This window comes from Microbacterium sp. GbtcB4 (assembly GCF_019091465.1).
In the GTDB taxonomy this organism is placed as follows: domain Bacteria; phylum Actinomycetota; class Actinomycetes; order Actinomycetales; family Microbacteriaceae; genus Microbacterium; species Microbacterium paraoxydans.
This window is the reverse complement of the sequence record NZ_JAGXJJ010000003.1, coordinates 107674-123678: the sequence shown is the minus strand read 5'-3', so window position 1 is coordinate 123678 and position 16005 is coordinate 107674. Positions and strand designations below refer to the sequence as shown.

Annotated in this window: 13 protein-coding genes; 12 read left to right on the top strand and 1 reads right to left on the bottom strand. The window is 70.4% G+C overall.

Features of this window, described 5'->3' with window-relative positions; all coding sequences use genetic code 11:
- The first annotated feature begins 150 nt into the window (after positions 1-150).
- From hisC to KVS71_RS06460, 3 genes are read left to right on the top strand one after another with little or no spacing between them, the layout of a single operon-like run.
- Positions 151-1218 (top strand): histidinol-phosphate transaminase, encoded by a 1068-nt coding sequence (gene hisC, locus KVS71_RS06470; RefSeq protein WP_217584161.1) that lies wholly within the window; start codon positions 151-153, stop codon positions 1216-1218.
- Complete coding sequence (locus KVS71_RS06465; RefSeq protein WP_231919645.1) at positions 1215-2633, top strand: amino acid permease; 1419 nt, start codon at positions 1215-1217, stop codon at positions 2631-2633. The genes hisC and KVS71_RS06465 overlap by 4 nt, the downstream gene beginning before the upstream one ends.
- 1 nt (position 2634) lies before the next feature.
- Complete coding sequence (locus tag KVS71_RS06460; RefSeq protein WP_144882465.1) at positions 2635-3114, top strand: Lrp/AsnC family transcriptional regulator; 480 nt, start codon at positions 2635-2637, stop codon at positions 3112-3114.
- 22 nt (positions 3115-3136) lie between these two features.
- On the opposite strand, the gene KVS71_RS06455 is transcribed toward KVS71_RS06460, so the two are convergent.
- Positions 3137-4690: a phospholipid carrier-dependent glycosyltransferase gene (locus KVS71_RS06455; protein WP_217584160.1), complete on the bottom strand. Its 1554-nt coding sequence runs from the start codon at positions 4688-4690 to the stop codon at positions 3137-3139.
- Between the two features lie 96 nt (positions 4691-4786).
- Between KVS71_RS06455 and rsmI the strand changes: the two genes are divergently transcribed.
- From rsmI to metG, 9 genes are all read left to right on the top strand, one after another.
- On the top strand, positions 4787-5608 hold the full coding sequence (gene rsmI, locus KVS71_RS06450) for a 16S rRNA (cytidine(1402)-2'-O)-methyltransferase (RefSeq protein ID WP_217584159.1): 822 nt from the start codon (positions 4787-4789) through the stop codon (positions 5606-5608).
- Between the two features lie 242 nt (positions 5609-5850).
- A complete protein-coding gene (locus tag KVS71_RS06445; protein ID WP_217584158.1) occupies positions 5851-6405 on the top strand; it encodes a class I SAM-dependent methyltransferase in 555 nt (184 codons plus the stop codon).
- A 232-nt stretch (positions 6406-6637) separates the two neighbouring features.
- Complete coding sequence (locus KVS71_RS06440) at positions 6638-7732, top strand: LacI family DNA-binding transcriptional regulator (protein ID WP_217584157.1); 1095 nt, start codon at positions 6638-6640, stop codon at positions 7730-7732.
- 156 nt (positions 7733-7888) lie between these two features.
- Positions 7889-9553 (top strand): ABC transporter substrate-binding protein, encoded by a 1665-nt coding sequence (locus KVS71_RS06435; protein ID WP_217584156.1) that lies wholly within the window; start codon positions 7889-7891, stop codon positions 9551-9553.
- Positions 9550-10530 (top strand): ABC transporter permease, encoded by a 981-nt coding sequence (locus KVS71_RS06430; protein WP_025105608.1) that lies wholly within the window; start codon positions 9550-9552, stop codon positions 10528-10530. Before KVS71_RS06435 ends, KVS71_RS06430 begins: the two co-directional genes overlap by 4 nt.
- The gene (locus tag KVS71_RS06425; RefSeq protein ID WP_025105609.1) at positions 10527-11459 is read left to right on the top strand and encodes an ABC transporter permease; all 933 of its coding nucleotides are present in this window, start codon (positions 10527-10529) and stop codon (positions 11457-11459) included. Before KVS71_RS06430 ends, KVS71_RS06425 begins: the two co-directional genes overlap by 4 nt.
- The gene (locus KVS71_RS06420) at positions 11456-13165 is read left to right on the top strand and encodes an ABC transporter ATP-binding protein (RefSeq protein WP_254635521.1); all 1710 of its coding nucleotides are present in this window, start codon (positions 11456-11458) and stop codon (positions 13163-13165) included. The genes KVS71_RS06425 and KVS71_RS06420 overlap by 4 nt, the downstream gene beginning before the upstream one ends.
- Positions 13166-13206: 41 nt before the next feature.
- Complete coding sequence (locus tag KVS71_RS06415; RefSeq protein WP_102209046.1) at positions 13207-14376, top strand: glycoside hydrolase family 1 protein; 1170 nt, start codon at positions 13207-13209, stop codon at positions 14374-14376.
- Positions 14377-14425: 49 nt separating this feature from the next.
- Positions 14426-16003: a methionine--tRNA ligase gene (gene metG / locus KVS71_RS06410; protein WP_217584155.1), complete on the top strand. Its 1578-nt coding sequence runs from the start codon at positions 14426-14428 to the stop codon at positions 16001-16003.
- The last annotated feature ends 2 nt before the right edge of the window (positions 16004-16005 follow it).

Sequence of the window (16005 nt, the reverse complement as noted above, 5' to 3'; positions counted from 1 at the left end):
GCTGGGCTGTGCATTCTGCCTACCGTGCGGCGTCCGTCTGCCCGTCGGGTGCGCGCGATGCGCAGCTTCGGGTGCACGGTTTGCCCAGCGCCCGTCATCCGTTCTAGGGTGACGCGACCCCTCTCGGATCACAGCAAGGATGCTCTGACGATGACCCTCTCCGCCCGCACCGGTCTCGACGCCGTGCCCGCGTACCGACAGGGGCGCTCCGCCCCGGCCGGTGCCTCCAAGCTCTCCTCGAACGAGTCGCCGCATCCACCGCTGCCCTCCGTCGTGCGCGCCGTGCAGGACCGGGTGGCCGGTATCCACCGCTACCCCGACATGAGCGCCTCCGCGGTCCGGGAGGCGCTCGCCGCCCGATACGCCGTGGACCCGGCGCAGGTGACCGTCGGGGCGGGGTCGGTGGAGATCGCCGCCCAGCTCATCCACGCGGTGGCCGGCGAGGGGGACGAGGTCGTCTTCGCCTGGCGGTCCTTCGAGGCCTACCCCTCGCTCGTCAGGATCGCGGGCGCGACGCCCGTCGCCGTGCCGCTGGACGCCGATCACGGCCACGACCTCGACGCGATGCGTGCCGCGATCACCCCGCGCACCCGTCTCGTCTTCGTGTGCAACCCCAACAACCCGACCGGCACCGTCGTCGACGCCGAGGCCCTGGAGCGGTTCGTCGCCGCGGTGCCGCACGACGTCCTCGTCGTCATCGACGAGGCCTACGTGCACTTCGACCGCACGGACAGTCGCGGCGCCGGCATCGAGCTGTTCCGTCGCCACCCGCACGTCGCGGTGCTGCACACGTTCTCCAAGGCCTACGGCCTGGCCGGGCTCCGCATCGGCTACGCGATCGCCCCCACCGTGATCGCCGAGGCGCAGCGCAAGGTGGCCGTGCCGTTCGGGGTCACCGACCTCGCCCAGGCCGCGGCCCTCGCCTCGCTCGCCGCGGAGGACGAGCTCGCCGTCCGCATCGACGAGGTCGTGGCACAGCGCGATCGGCTGTACACCGTGCTCACCGCCGCCGGCTGGCCCGCCGTCCGCTCGCAGGCCAACTTCGTCTGGGTACCCGCGGGGGAGCGCACCGCCGAACTCGACGCCCTCCTGCACGCCGGCGGCGTGGTCGCCCGCGCCTTCCCCGGCGAGGGCATCCGCATCTCGTCCGGCTCCGTGGAGGACATCGACCGGGTGGAAGCCGCCCTCGAGACCGAGCTCGCCGAGGTGAACGCATGACCGATGGACGCATGACCAACGATCCCGTGACCGAGGTCCCCGTCACCACGACGACCACGAAGGGCCTGCACCCGGGCCTCACCCGCCGCCAGATCTCCATGATGGGGCTCGGCGGCGCGATCGGCGCGGGGCTGTTCGTCGGCTCCGGGCAGGCGATCAGCATCGCCGGACCCGCCGTGCTCATCTCCTACCTCGTCGCGGGCGGCATCGTCGTGCTCGTGATGGCGATGCTCGCCGAGATGGTCGCGGCCCGCCCGAGCTCCGGCGCCTTCAGCTCCTACGCCCAGAAGGCCATGGGGCGCAGCGCCGGCAGCGCGGTGGGCTGGCTGTACTGGATCCAGCTCGTCGTCGTGATCGCCGCCGAGGCGACCGGCGCGGCCGGGATCGTGGCGAACTGGGTACCCGGGATCCCGGCGTGGGTCTGGGTGCTCGTGTTCGTCGTGGCCCTCACCGCGGTGAACCTCTTCGGCGTGCGCAACTACGGCCGCTTCGAGTTCTGGTTCGCGGCGATCAAGGTCGCCGCGATCATCGCCTTCCTCGTCGTCGGCGTGTGCGCGATCGTCGGACTCATCCCCGGCGTGCCGGCGACCGGCATCTCGAACCTCGTGGACCAGGGCGGCTTCGCGCCGCACGGCATCACCGGCATCGCCGCGGCGCTCCTCATCGTGGTCTTCGCGTTCGGAGGCACCGAGGTCGTCGCGATCGCGGCCGCCGAGTCGGACGATCCGTCCCGCAACATCCGCCGGATCGTGCGCGAGGTGCTCGTGCGCATCCTCATCTTCTACGTCGGCTCGATCTTCGTCATCGTCGCGGTGCTCCCGTGGGACGACCCCGCCGTGCAGGCCGGTCCGTTCTCGGCCGTGCTGGACACGCTGAACATCCCGGGCGTCGGCCTCGTCATGGACCTCATCGTCGTGATCGCGCTGCTCTCGGCCATGAACGCCAACATCTACGGCGCGTCGCGGATGGCGTACTCGCTGGGGGAGCGGGGGCTGGCGCCGCTGTCCGTCACCCGGACGAGCCTCAAGGGCGTGCCGTTCGTCGCCGTCCTCGCCTCGGTCGCCTTCGGCTTCGTCACCGTCGGACTCAACTGGGCGTTCCCGGACGTGGTGCTGCCGGCACTGCTGAACGTCGTGGGGTCGACGCTGCTCGTGATCTGGACCGCGACGGCGATCTCGCAGATCGTGCTGCGCCGGCGGGCCGACCGCGCCGGTGAGGCGATGCCCATGCGGCTCTGGGGCTTCCCCTGGGTCTCGTGGCTCTGCCTGGTGCTGCTCGCGGCCGTGATCGCGCTGGCGATGATCGATCCGGCCGCGCGCATCCAGCTGCTGCTCACGCTCGGGCTCACCGCCGTGCTGCTGGTCGTCGCCCGCGTGACGCGGGGTGTGGCCCGCCCCGGGATCGTCAAGGAGTGACGTGCGGATCGACCGCCTCGACGCCGCGTTGATCCGGCTGCTGACGGAGTCGCCGCAGCTGCCCCTGCTGGAGTGCGCACGCCGGCTGGGCATCGCGCGGGGGACGGCCACCAGCCGTCTCGCGCGCCTGCACGAGGGCGGGGTGATCGAGGCGATCGTGCCGCGCATCGACCCCGCCGGCTTCGGGTACGGCGTCGTGGCGTTCTGCCTCGTCGAGATCGATCAGAAGGTCGGACACGACGACGTCGCGACCGCCCTCGCGGACGCGGTGCCGGAGATCGTCGACATGCACACCGTCACGGGCGCGAGCGACATGCAGCTCCGGCTCGTCGCCCGCGATGCGACGCGGCTCCAGGAGGTGCTGGACCGGGTGGCCCTCGTGCCGGGCGTCGCGCGGACCGCGTCCTCCATCGCGATGCGCACGCACCTCTCCGGTCGCGTGCTCCCGCTCGTGGAGCACGTGGCCGACGAGATCCCCTGACCCGCGCTCGCGGTCCGGTCCGTCAGACCCAGCCGGGCAGCCAGTTGTGCAGGCGCCAGAAGTCGTAGGGAACGCTCATCCCCGTCCACAGCGGCAGGAAGAACGCCGAGACCAGGACGACGACGCCGAGGTAGATCAGGACGGTGCGCTCTCCCGACTGGCGGCGCGGGAGCGGATCCTCCCGGCGCCCGGCGATGATCCGCAGCGTGACGGTGAGCGCGAGCACGAGGAACGGCATCATCACGACCGTGTAGAACTGGAAGATCGTGCGGTCGGGGAACATCAGCCAGGGCAGATACGTCACCGCGAGCCCCACGAGCGGCAGGCTGAGCGCCGGGCCGACCGGTTGCCGCGTGATCCAGCCGCGGACGAGGCGGTAGAGCAGGTACACGCTGGCCGCGACGCCGCCGTACCAGATCAGCGGGTTGGGGATCGCCGAGATCACGCCGATGCAGCGGTCGACGCCGCAGCCGGTCGGATCGCTGTCCACCCACACCGCGGTCGGGCGGAGCAGGAACGGCCACTCCCAGGCCGGGCTCGCGTAGGGGTGCCCGCGGGTGAGACCCACGTGGAAGCCGAGCATCGCCTCGTGGTAGTTCCACAGGGCGACGAGCGGGTTCGGGTCGCTGCCGCGGTCGTAGCCGTTCGCCGTAACCAGCCACCCGGTCCAGCTCGCGAGGTACACCGCGAGAGCGGGGAAGACGAGGAGGACGAACGACACCGGCCCCTGGCGGAAGACCGCGGACGCCGGCCACACGACGACCCCGCCGCGGCGCCGGGCCAGGGCGTCGGTGACGACGACGTAGAGTCCGAAGCCCGCGAGCACGTACAGCCCCGACCACTTCACCGCCGAGGCGGCGCCGAGCGCGAGGCCCGCGGCGACGAGCCAGGGACGGCGCCAGAGGATCGGTCCCCACAGCGGGTGCTCGTCGTCGGGGTTCCGGCGTTCGAGCAGCGGGATCGTGCGCTGGCGGTCGATGAGCACGAACAGCACGCCCAGCAGCACGAAGAAGGTGAGGATGCCGTCGAGCAGCGCGATCCGGCTCATCACGATGCTGAGGCCGTCGATCGCGAGGAGGGTGCCGGCCACGGTCGCCGCCACGACCGAGCCGGTCAGGCGCCGGGCGATGAGGAACACCAGCAGCACCGATCCCGCACCGAGGAGGGCGGTCGCCAGACGCCAGCCGGCGCTGTTGTCCGGGCCGCCGATGGCCATGCCGAGCGCGATGAGCCACTTCCCGAGCGGCGGGTGCACGATGAACGCGCCCTTGTTCGTCAGCGGGAGCTCCTGCAGGGTGACGAAGGCGTCGTTCGCGTTCTCGCCCCACACCCCCTCGTAGCCGAGACTCCACAGCGACCAGGCGTCCTTGACGTAGTAGGTCTCGTCGAAGGCGAGCTGGTGCGGGTGGCCGACGTTCGCCAGGCGCAGGACCGCCGCGAGAGCGGTGACCAGCAGCGGGGCCAGCCAGCCGATCGCCCGGCCCCAGTCCGGCGCCTGCAGCACACGGTCGCGGAGCCGCTCGTAACGCGTGAGGCGCTCCTCGGGGAGGGGCAGGAGGGGCTCGGGCGCGGTCACCGGTCCAGCCTAGACACACTCCGCTCTGTGCTCCCGGTATGCCGGCTCCGGTCCCGTCTCGAGGGTCCACCAAGGGGCCGCGCCTAAGCTGGGCGGGTGATCATCCTCGCCGCGACCCCGATCGGAAACCTGGGCGATGCGTCGCGGCGCCTCGTGGAGGTGCTGGAGAACGCGGAGATCGTCGTCGCGGAGGACACCCGCACGACGCAGCGCCTTTTGCAGGCCCTCAAGATCGACAACCGGCCCCGGCTGATCGCGCTGCACGACCACAACGAGAAGCAGAAGGCCGCGGAGCTGGCCGCACTCGCCGCGGAGACCGACCTCGTGGTGCTGAGCGATGCGGGCATGCCGACCGTGAGCGATCCGGGATACGGCCTCGTCGCCGAGGCGGTGGCGCAGGGCGTCACGGTGACCGCGATCCCGGGGCCGAGCGCAGTGCTCATGGCCCTGGCGATCTCGGGGCTGCCGACGGACCGCTTCACCTTCGAGGGGTTCCTGCCGCGGAAGCCGGGGGAGCGCCGGGCGACCCTCTCCGCCCTCGCCGCCGAGCCGCGAACGATGGTGTTCTTCGAGTCGCCTTCGCGCCTGGCGACGACCCTCACCGACATGGGGGCCGCCTTCGGCGCGGACCGCCGGATCGCCGTGTGTCGGGAGCTGACGAAGCTGTACGAGGAGGTCCGTCGTGGCACCGCGTCCGAGCTCGCCGCCTGGGCCGCCGACGGGGTGAAGGGCGAGATCGTGGTGGTCGTCGAGGGGGCGCCGCGGCGGGACGCCTCCCCGGAGGACGCCCTCGCCCAGGTGCAGGCCCTGGTCGCGGACGGCACCCGCCTGAAGGAGGCGGCCTCCGAGGTCGCGGCCCTGACGGGCTTGTCCTCCCGGGATCTGTATCAGGCGGCCCTCGCCGCCCGGACGCGGTGACCCCCGTCGCAGATTCGCACCGGGGTCGCAGTGACCCGCGGGACGGCTGCGACATGAGCCCGGATCTGCGACCTCCCGCGGGGCAGGAGTCGGTCGCAGATTCGCACCCCGGTCGCAGGGATGCGGGGGAGAGTTGCGACACGAGTCCGGATCTGCGACCTCCCGCGGGAGCGGACTCGGTCGCGCGCGCCTACGACGCGAGGGCTGAGGAGTACCGGGAGGTCGCAGGAGACCTGGGGCTGATGGATCCCCGTGACCGTGAGCTCATCCGGAAGTGGCGCGATGAGACCCCGGGACGGCTGCTCGACGCGGGGTGCGGCCCCGGGCACTGGACGGCCTTCCTGCACGGGGATGAAGGCGCAGAGTTCGGAACCGGGCGGGACGTCGAGGGGATCGATCTCTCCACGGTCTTCATCCGCGGGGCGAGGGTGCAGTATCCGCACCTCTCGTTCCATCACGGGTCGTTCCGGACGCTGCCGCAGGCATCGGGCACCGTCGGCGGCGTCCTCGCGTGGTATTCCGTGATCCACACGCCTCCGGCCGAGCTCCCGGACGTATTCGCCGAGTTCGCTCGGGTGCTCACTTCCGGCGGAGGACTGCTCCTCGGCTACTTCGTCGGCGAGCCCCGGGCGGTCTTCCCTCATGCCGTCGCACCCGCGTTCTTCTGGACGGCCGAGGCCCTGGCCCCGCTGCTCGCCGCGGCCGGTCTCGAGCTGCAGTGGTCCGAGACCCGCGAGCGCGAACCCGGCGAGATCAGCTCTCGCCCCCACGGAGCCCTCCGCGCCCTCCGCTCCTGACCCGCCGCGTCCAGGCACACTCTCGCAGATCCGCACCCCGTCGCAGGTCTGCACTGTGTCGGACATATGCACTGTGTCGGACATACGCATCGTGTCGCAGGTTCTGGCCCCATCCCTGCGACACCGACGCGAATCTGCGCCCGCGCGCGGGAGGGGAAGGGGGCACCGGGGGAGACTGTCCTACGCTGACAGAACCAGGACCAGGACCAGGACCGCGACGAGAGGAGTCTGCGTGAGCAAGGCCGCGACGGTGTACGACGTCGCCGACCGCGCCGGAGTGTCGATCGCGACCGTGTCGCGGGTGTTGCGCTCGCCGGAGGCCGTCCGTCCGGCGACCCGGGAGCGGGTGCTCGACGCGGTCTCCGCGCTGGGGTACGTCCCCAGTGGGAGCGCGCGGGGTCTCGCCGAACGCCGGACCGGGGTGCTGGGGCTGTACTTCCCCGGATTCGACGCCGCCGAGGACGCTCCGCCCCTCGACGTGCTGTCCGCCGCCGCCCGCCCGCCGTTCACGGTGGTGACGGACGACCAGGACCCGCCGCACTCCTCGATGCTGTTCCTCGACGAAGTCCTCCGCGGCGCCGAGCTGGAGGCGTGGAAGCAGGGGTTCGTGCTCATGGTGGGCGTCGGCCGCGACGATCCCGACCGCTCCACCGTCCGCGACATGGCCGGCCGCGTGGACGGGCTCATGGTGCTCGCCCGCAGTGTGCCGGACGACGTGCTCGCCCGACTGGCCCGTCGTATCCCGGTGGTCGTGCTGTCCGGCCCGCCGCGCGGCGATGCCTACGACCACGTCACGGTGAGCAACGTCGAGGCGATGGGGGAGCTGACCCGCCACGTGTTGTCCCAGGTCGGGGAGGGGGAGACCGCGTTCCTCGCCGGCCCGGCCGACTCGCCCGACGCCGAGCAGCGGTGGGAGGGCGTGTCGACCGCGCTCGCCGCGGCGGGGCGCGACCCGGCAGCGGTGCGCGTGCTCCGGGGCGATTTCACCCGGGCCTCCGGTCGCAGGGCCGGGGAGGACCTCCTGCGTGATGGCGTGCCCGCCGCGCTCATCGCCGCCAACGACCAGATGGCCCTCGGGGCGATGGACGTGTTCCGAACCGCGGGCGTGCGGGTGCCGGACGACGTCCTCGTCACGGGGTTCGATGGCATCGAGGCGGCGACCCTGGTGTCGCCGCCACTGACCACGATTCGGCAGCCGATGATCGAGCTCGGGCGTGCGGCGGTGCAGGTGCTCGCGCGACGGCTGGAGCAGCCGGACGCCCCGCCGCTCACGACGCGTCTGCCCCTCCAGATCCTCCTCCGCGAGAGCTCCACGCGCCCGGCCTGAGTCGCCGCGACCGCGCCGCCCCGGAGGACCCCCTGGCTCACCACGGGGTTGCCGATTCAAAATGTATGCGCTTACAATCTGGTGTACGGCTTCGGCCGGCAGGATTCCCCACCCCCCGGGGCGCCCTTCATGACAGAGACGACATGAGGTCATCCAGTGGCAGAGACGCACACCTTCCGACGCTGGCGCCGCGCCGCCGTCGTGGGGCTCGCGGCCGCAGCGGTCGCGCTCAGCGGCTGCAGCATCCAGATCAGCTCGCAGCCCGACCCCTCGATCGGCGACGACACGATGCTCATCAACGCCGACAAGGGCAACCCGTTCTTCACGCAGAACTTCAACCCCTACCTCACGAACACCCGGACGGCGTCGCGGTGGATCTACGAGCCGCTCATCCTCGTGAACCCGCTCGACGGCGAGCTCACCCCGTGGCTCGCGTCCGAGTGGACCCAGCCCGACGCCCGCACGATCGTGATGACGGTCCGCGACGGCGTGGAGTGGAGCGACGGCGAGCCCCTCACCCCGGAGGATGTGGCCTTCACGTTCCAGCTCATCAAGGACGAGCCTTCGCTCGACATCAAGGGCGCATGGCAGCACATCGACCGCATCGAGGTCGACGGCGACGACGTGGTGTTCCACCTCCAGGGCGAGGACGCGCCGTCGCTCTCGATCCTCGGGCAGACCATGATCGTGCCCGAGCACCTGTGGGCCGACGTGGAGGACCCGGCCACCTGGCGCAACGAGGAGCCGGTCGGCACCGGCCCGTTCGTGCTCGGCAACTACAACGACCAGCAGTACTCGATGGACCGCAACCCGGACTACTGGCAGGCGGACAAGATCGAGATCGAGCACATCATCCTGCCGGCCACGAACACCCAGCTCGACACCGTGACCCGCGGCTACGACTGGGCCTACTCCTTCATCTCCGATGTCGAGGGCACCTGGGGAGCGGCGAGTCCCGACAACACCTGGTGGTTCCCGCCGGGCGGCGTCGTCTCGCTCGTGCCCAACCTCGAGGTCGCCCCGTTCGACGACGTGAACGTCCGTCGCGGCATCGCGCTGGCGCTCGACCGGGAAGAGATCGCCGAGACCGCCTCCGAGGGCTACATGCAGCCCGCCGGACAGACCGGCCTCATCCTGCCCAACCAGGAGAAGTACCTCGACCCGGAGATCCCGGACCAGGGCATGCTCGCCCAGGACCGCGACGCCGCGCTGGCGGCGTTCGCCGAGTCCGGGTACACCCTCCAGGGCGATCAGCTCGTCGGCCCGGACGGCGAGCAGCTCGCGTTCTCGCTGACCACCGCCAACGGATTCTCCGACTGGACGCGCGCCGCCCAGACCGTGCAGCGCCAGCTCGCGGACGTCGGCGTCAAGGTCTCGCTCAAGCTCCCGCAGCCCGCCGGGTATCAGAGCGCGATCGGCACCGGCGATTTCGAGATGGCGATCGGCGGCATGGGTAACGGCGACGTGTACCAGGCCTACAACAGCCTGCTCTCCAGCGACTTCTACGTGCCGGCCGGCGAGGTCACGACCAACAACTTCGAGCGCTACCGTTCGCCGGAGGCCGACGCCCTGCTGGAGGAGTACCGCGCCACGATCGACCCCGACCGCCAGACCGAGATCGTGCACGAGCTGCAGAGCATCGTGTACGAGCAGGTCCCCGTGATCGGCCTGTACTACGGCGGGATCTGGGGCCTGTTCAACGACGCGAAGTTCACCGGCTGGCCCTCCGCGGACGATCCGTACATGATCCCGCAGAACTACGATTCGGCGCCGCTGGGCATCTTCACCCACCTGAAGCGCACGGACGGAGGGGACCAGTGAAGTACGTCCTCCAGAAGATCGGCCTGTTCCTGCTCACCCTGTGGGCCGCGATCACCCTGAACTTCTTCCTCCCGCGACTCATGCCCGGCTCTCCCGCCGACGCCGCGATCGCGAAGCTCTCCCAGAACGGTCCGGTCTCGGACGCCACGCGCGCCGCGATCGAGGCGCAGCTCGGAGTGCCGACCGGTTCGATGTGGGACCAGTACGTGGCCTACCTCGGCCAGGTCGTCCGGCTCGACTTCGGCGTCTCGTACACGTTCTACCCGCAGACCGTGTCGAGCATGGTCTCCACCGCGCTGCCCTACACGCTCGGCCTCGTCGGCATCGTCACGATCCTCGCCTTCGTGATCGGCACCCTCATCGGCGTGATGGCCGCCTGGCGGCGCGGCACCTGGCTGGACTCCCTGCCGACGCTGACCGGGTCGTTCCTCAGCACGTTCCCGTACTTCTGGACGGCGCTGCTGCTGCTGTTCTTCCTCGGCTACGTGCTGCACTGGTTCCCGACCACCGGCGCCTACTCGGCGACGACCACCCCGGGATTCACCTGGGACTTCATCGTCGACCTCGTCCGGCACGCGTTCCTTCCGGCGCTGACGATCCTGCTCACGTCGCTCGGCGGCTGGATCATCGGCATGCGCAACGCGATGATCAACACGCTCGGCGAGGACTACATCACCTTCGGCGAGGCGAACGGCCTCCGCGGCCGCACGATCGCCCTCCGGTACGCGGCCCGCAACGCGATCCTGCCGAACCTCACCGGCTTCGGGCTCACGCTCGGCGGCGTGGTGGGCGGCTCGATCCTCGTCGAGCAGGTGTTCGGCTACCCGGGCATCGGCTACCTGCTCTTCAACGCCGTGATCGGGCAGGACTACCCGCTCATGCAGGCGCTCTTCCTGATGATCACCGTGAGCGTGCTCATCGCCAACTTCCTCGTGGACATCCTCTACGGGGTTCTCGACCCGAGGACTCGCCGATGACGACCCCGAACCCCACCCCCAGCACCGTGACCGTCAAGGTCCCCACCGCCCGCATCGCGGCGCCCAGCCCCTGGCGCGCCTTCGGCCGCATGGTCGGCACCCTGTGGTCCAACGGCAAGGCGCGTATCGGACTCTGCCTCCTCGCGTTCTTCGTGCTCGTCGCCGTGTTCGCCCCGCTCCTGGCTCCCTACGGGCCGAAGGAGAACGGGTTCCCGCGCAATGCGGATGCCTCGTGGGAGCACTGGCTCGGCACGACCGCGGCCGGGGAGGACGTGCTCAGCCAGCTCATCTACGGCGCCCAGGTCAGCCTCCTCGTGGGCTTCGCGGCCGGGCTCCTCTCCACGATCGTGGCCGTGCTGATCGGTCTGAGCTGGGGCTACATGCGCGGCTTCGCGGGCGAGGTCGTCGGGTTCATCGTGAACCTCTTCCTCGTGATCCCGGGCCTGCCGCTGATGATCGTGATCGCGGCCTACCTGCAGAACGGCGGCATCCTCATGATCATCGCCGTGATCGTCGTGACCGGCTGGGCCTGGGGCGCCCGTGTACTGCGCAGCCAGACCCAGTCCCTCCGCGGCAACGACTTCGTCACCTCGGCGCAGTTCTCCGGCGACAGCAGGGCGCGGATCGTCTTCCGCGAGATCCTGCCGAACATGACGTCGATCATCGCCGGCACCCTCTTCGGAGCGGCGACGGCGGCGATCCTCGCCGAGGCGGGGCTAGAGTTCCTCGGCCTGGGCGACTCCAGCATCGTCAGCTGGGGCACGATGCTCTACTGGGCGCAGAACTCGAACTCCCTGCTCACCGGCCAGTGGCTGCTGCTGTTCGCGCCCGGTCTGTGCATCGCACTGCTCGCCCTCAGTCTCACACTCATCAACTTCGGCGTGGACGGCATCTCCAATCCGCGCCTCCGCGAAGGGAAGGGCCGATGAGCGCCATGGAGCACGACGACATCCTCCTCGACGTCCAGTCGCTGTCCGTGGAGTACGCCTCCCCGGGGCAGGAGCCGGTGCCTGCCGTGCGCGACGTGTCGTTCGCGCTCCGGCGCGGCGAGTTCGTGGGGCTCGTCGGCGAGTCGGGGTCGGGCAAGTCCACGCTCGGCTTCGCGCTCACGCGGCTGCAGAAGCCGCCGGCGCGCATCAGCGGCGGACGCATCCTGTTCGACGGCCGCGACATCCGCGAGCTCGACGCCGAAGAACTGCGGCGTCAGCGGCAGGGCGGCTTCGCGATGGTGCTGCAGTCCGGCATGAACGCGCTGAACCCCGTGCGGACCGTGGGCAACCACTTCCGCGACATCTTCGCCGCGCACGGTCATGTGCCCGCCGAGCAGCGCCAGGCCAGGGCGCGGGAGCTCGTCGGCAAGGTGGGGCTCAAGCCGGAGGTGCTCGACCGGTATCCCGGGGAGCTCTCCGGCGGCATGCGGCAGCGCGCCTCGATCGCCCTCGCCCTCTCGCTCGAACCCCAGCTGATGGTGTTCGACGAGCCCACCACGGCACTCGACGTGCTCGTCCAGCACGCGGTCATGGACACGATCCAGGAGCTGCAGCGGTCCGAGCGCTTCACGGCGATCCTCATCAGCCACGACCTCGGCATCGTCCTCGAGGCGACCGACCGGGTGATGGTCATGCACGAGGGCCGCATCGTGGAGGACGCCCGCAGCCAGGACATCCTGCACCGCCCGCAGGACGAGTACACCCGGATGCTGCTGAGCCACTACGCCGACCCGCGCGCCGAGAAGATCGAGATCCCCGGGTTCGTCGATCTCGGCACCCGTCGCCGGGAGGGACGCAGCCGTACGGACGTCACCGAGACCCTGCCGACCGTGTCGCCGCGGGACGCCCGGCGGGCCGATGCCGCGATCGTCGTGGAGGGCGTGACCAAGCGCTATCCGGCACCGCGCCGCGGCCAGGATCCGGTCGTCGCGGTCGACGACGTGTCCTTCCGGCTGGAGCCGGGGGAGGCGCTGGCCTTGGTCGGTGCCTCCGGCTCCGGCAAGTCGACGATCGCGAAGATGCTCACCGGGGTCGAGAAGCCGACCTCCGGCCGCATCCGCTTCGGCGACACCGATGTCGCGTCCCTGAAGCGCCGCGGACTCCGCGACCTCCGCAAGGACGTGCAGATGGTGTTCCAGGATCCGTACGCGGCCCTGAACCCGCTGCACACCGTCGAGTACGCCCTGACCCGCCCGGTCCTGAACTACACGAGGCTGCGCGGGGCGGAGGCCAGGGTCCGTGTGCTCGAACTGCTGGAGACGGTGGGCCTGACGCCCGTCGAGCAGTTCGCCGCCAAGCTGCCGCACCAGCTCTCCGGCGGGCAGCGGCAGCGCGTGGTGATCGCCAGGGCGCTCGCGAGCGACCCGCAGGTGCTCATCGCGGACGAGCCGGTGTCGATGCTCGACGTGTCGCTCCGCGCCGGCGTGCTCGCGCTGCTGGAGGACCTCCGTGAACGGTGGGGCATCAGCATGCTCTACATCACCCACGATCTGCTGAGCGCGCGGCTCGTCACCGAGAACATCCTCGTGCTCAACAGCGGCCGCGTCGTCGAGCGGGGCGAGACCTCGCAGGTGCTGCAGCACCCGGAGGACCCGTACACGGTCGAACTGCTCGACGCCGTGCCGAACCCCGCCCGCGCCCGCTGACGCGCGCCGGACGACTGCAAGAAAGAGAGAGGAGCGCATCCGTGCTCGCATTCCCCGACGGCTTCCTCTGGGGCGCCGCGACCGCCGCCCATCAGGTGGAGGGCAACAACACCACGAGCAACTGGTGGGCGATGGAACACGCCCCCGACTCGCCCATGGTCGAGCCCTCCGGTGACGCCGCCGACCATTTCCACCGCTACCCGGAGGACATGCGGCTGCTCGCCGAGGCCGGGCTGAACTCCTACCGGTTCTCGGTCGAGTGGGCGCGGATCGAGCCGGAGCGCGGGTTCGTCTCGCGGGCGATGCTCGACCACTACCGCCGCATGATCGACACCGCCAGGGAGAACGGGCTGGACCCGACGGTCACCCTCATGCACTTCACGGTGCCGCAGTGGTTCCAGAAGGACGGCTTCTGGCGTGCCGACGACGCGGTGGACCTGTTCTCCCGCTACGTGGAGACCGTGCTGCCGATCCTCGACGGCGTGCGCTACGTGTGCACCATCAACGAGCCGAATATCGCGGCGATGCTGGCCGGAGGCGAGGATGCGGCGAACCTCGTCGCCTACGGCCTGCCGAATCCCGACCTCGGCGTCGCGGACACGCTGCTGACGGCCCACCGGCGCGCGTCCGAGATCCTGCACACGGTTCCCGGGGTGCAGGCGGGCTGGACGATCGCCACCCAGGCCTTCCACTCCACCGGTGAGCCCGGCGCCGACGAGATGCTCGCGACGTACGGCGACCCGCGCGACCACTGGTACCTGGAGCAGTCCGCCGGAGACGACTTCGTGGGCGTGCAGGCCTACACCCGCACGTTCATCGGTCCGGAGGGGCCACTGCCGGTGTCGCCGGATGTGGAGACGACGCTGACGGGGTGGGAGTTCTTCCCCGAAGCCCTCGAGCTGGGCGTGCGCAGCGCGTGGGAGCGCAGCGGCGGTGTCCCCGTGCTCGTCACGGAGAACGGCATCGCGACGGCCGACGACACCCGCCGCATCGCCTACACGCAGGGCGCGCTGGAGGGGCTGCACCGCGCCATCAGCGACGGCATCGAGGTCCGCGCCTACCAGCACTGGAGCGCGCTGGACAACTACGAATGGGCGAGCGGATTCCGGCCGACGTTCGGTCTCATCGGCTTCGACCACGAGACCTTCGAGCGGTTCCCGAAGCCCTCGCTGGCCTGGCTCGGCGAGGTCGCCCGCCGCAATGGGCTCTGACGAGCCGCACGGCGTAACCACGGGCATGGGGGCACCTAGAATTGTCCCCATGCCCGCTGGCGACTCCTTCTACATCACCACGCCCATCTACTACCCCTCCGATGTGCCGCACATCGGTCACGGGTACACGACGGTGGCCGTCGACACGCTCGCACGGTGGCACCGTCAGGCGGGCGACGACACCTGGATGCTGACGGGCACCGACGAGCACGGTCAGAAGATGCTGCGGGCCGCAGCCGCCAACGGCGTCACCCCGCAGGAGTGGGTCGACAAGCTCGTCAGCGAGAGCTGGTTCCCGCTGCTGAAGACCCTCGACGTCGCGAACGACGACTTCATCCGCACCACGCAGGAGCGGCACGAGACCAACGTGCAGACGTTCTTCCAGCGGCTCTACGACCGCGGGTACATCTACGCCGGCGAGTACGAGGCGCTCTACTGTGTGGGCTGCGAGGAGTTCAAGCCGGAGTCGGAGATCGTCGACGGCACCGGTCCCTTCGAGGGGCTGAAGGTCTGCGCCATCCACTCCAAGCCGCTGGAGCTGCTGCAGGAGAAGAACTACTTCTTCAAGCTCAGCGAGTTCCAGGACCGCCTGCTCGAGCTCTACAAGACCGAGCCCGACTTCGTGCGGCCCGATTCGGCGCGCAACGAGGTCGTCTCGTTCGTGAGCCAGGGCCTCAAGGACCTCTCGATCTCCCGCTCGACCTTCGACTGGGGCATCCCGCTGCCGTGGGACGAGTCGCACGTCATCTACGTGTGGGTCGATGCGCTGCTCAACTACGCCACGGCCGTCGGCTACGGCTCCGACGAGGAGACCTTCGCGCGCCGCTGGCCCGCCTACCACGTGGTCGGCAAGGACATCCTGCGCTTCCACGCCGTGATCTGGCCGGCGCTGCTGATGGCGGCGGGGCTCGACGTGCCGAAGGGCGTGTTCGCGCACGGCTGGCTGCTCGTCGGCGGCGAGAAGATGTCGAAGTCGAAGCTCACCGGCATCGCGCCGACCGAGATCACCGACGTCTTCGGCTCCGACGCCTACCGCTTCTACTTCCTGTCGGCCATCGCGTTCGGGCAGGACGGCTCGTTCTCCTGGGAGGACCTCTCCGCCCGTTACCAGGCCGAGCTCGCGAACGGCTTCGGCAACCTCGCCTCGCGCACGACCGCGATGATCGAGAAGTACTTCGAAGGCATCGTGCCGCCGGCGGCCGACTACACCGAGGCCGACCTCGTGATCCAGCGGATCGTCGCGGACGCCGCGACGAAGGCGGACGCCGCGATCGGCCAGTTCCGCATCGACGAGGCCATCTCCGCGATCTGGACCATCGTCGACGCGCTCAACGGGTACATCACCGAGAACGAGCCGTGGGCGCTCGCCCGCGACGAGGACCAGCGGGAGCGTCTGGGCACCGTGCTCTACACCTGCGCCGAGGGGCTGCGGGCGCTCGCCGTGCTGCTGTCGCCGGTGATGCCGCAGTCGACCGAGAAGCTGTGGATCGCGCTCGGCGCCGCGGAGACCCTGGGCCGGTTGCAGGACCAGCGGATCCGCGAGGCGGGCTCCTGGGGCGTGCTGAAGCCGGGCACGAGCGTCAACGGCCTCGCGCCGCTCTTCCCGCGCGTGGAGTCCACGGCCTGACG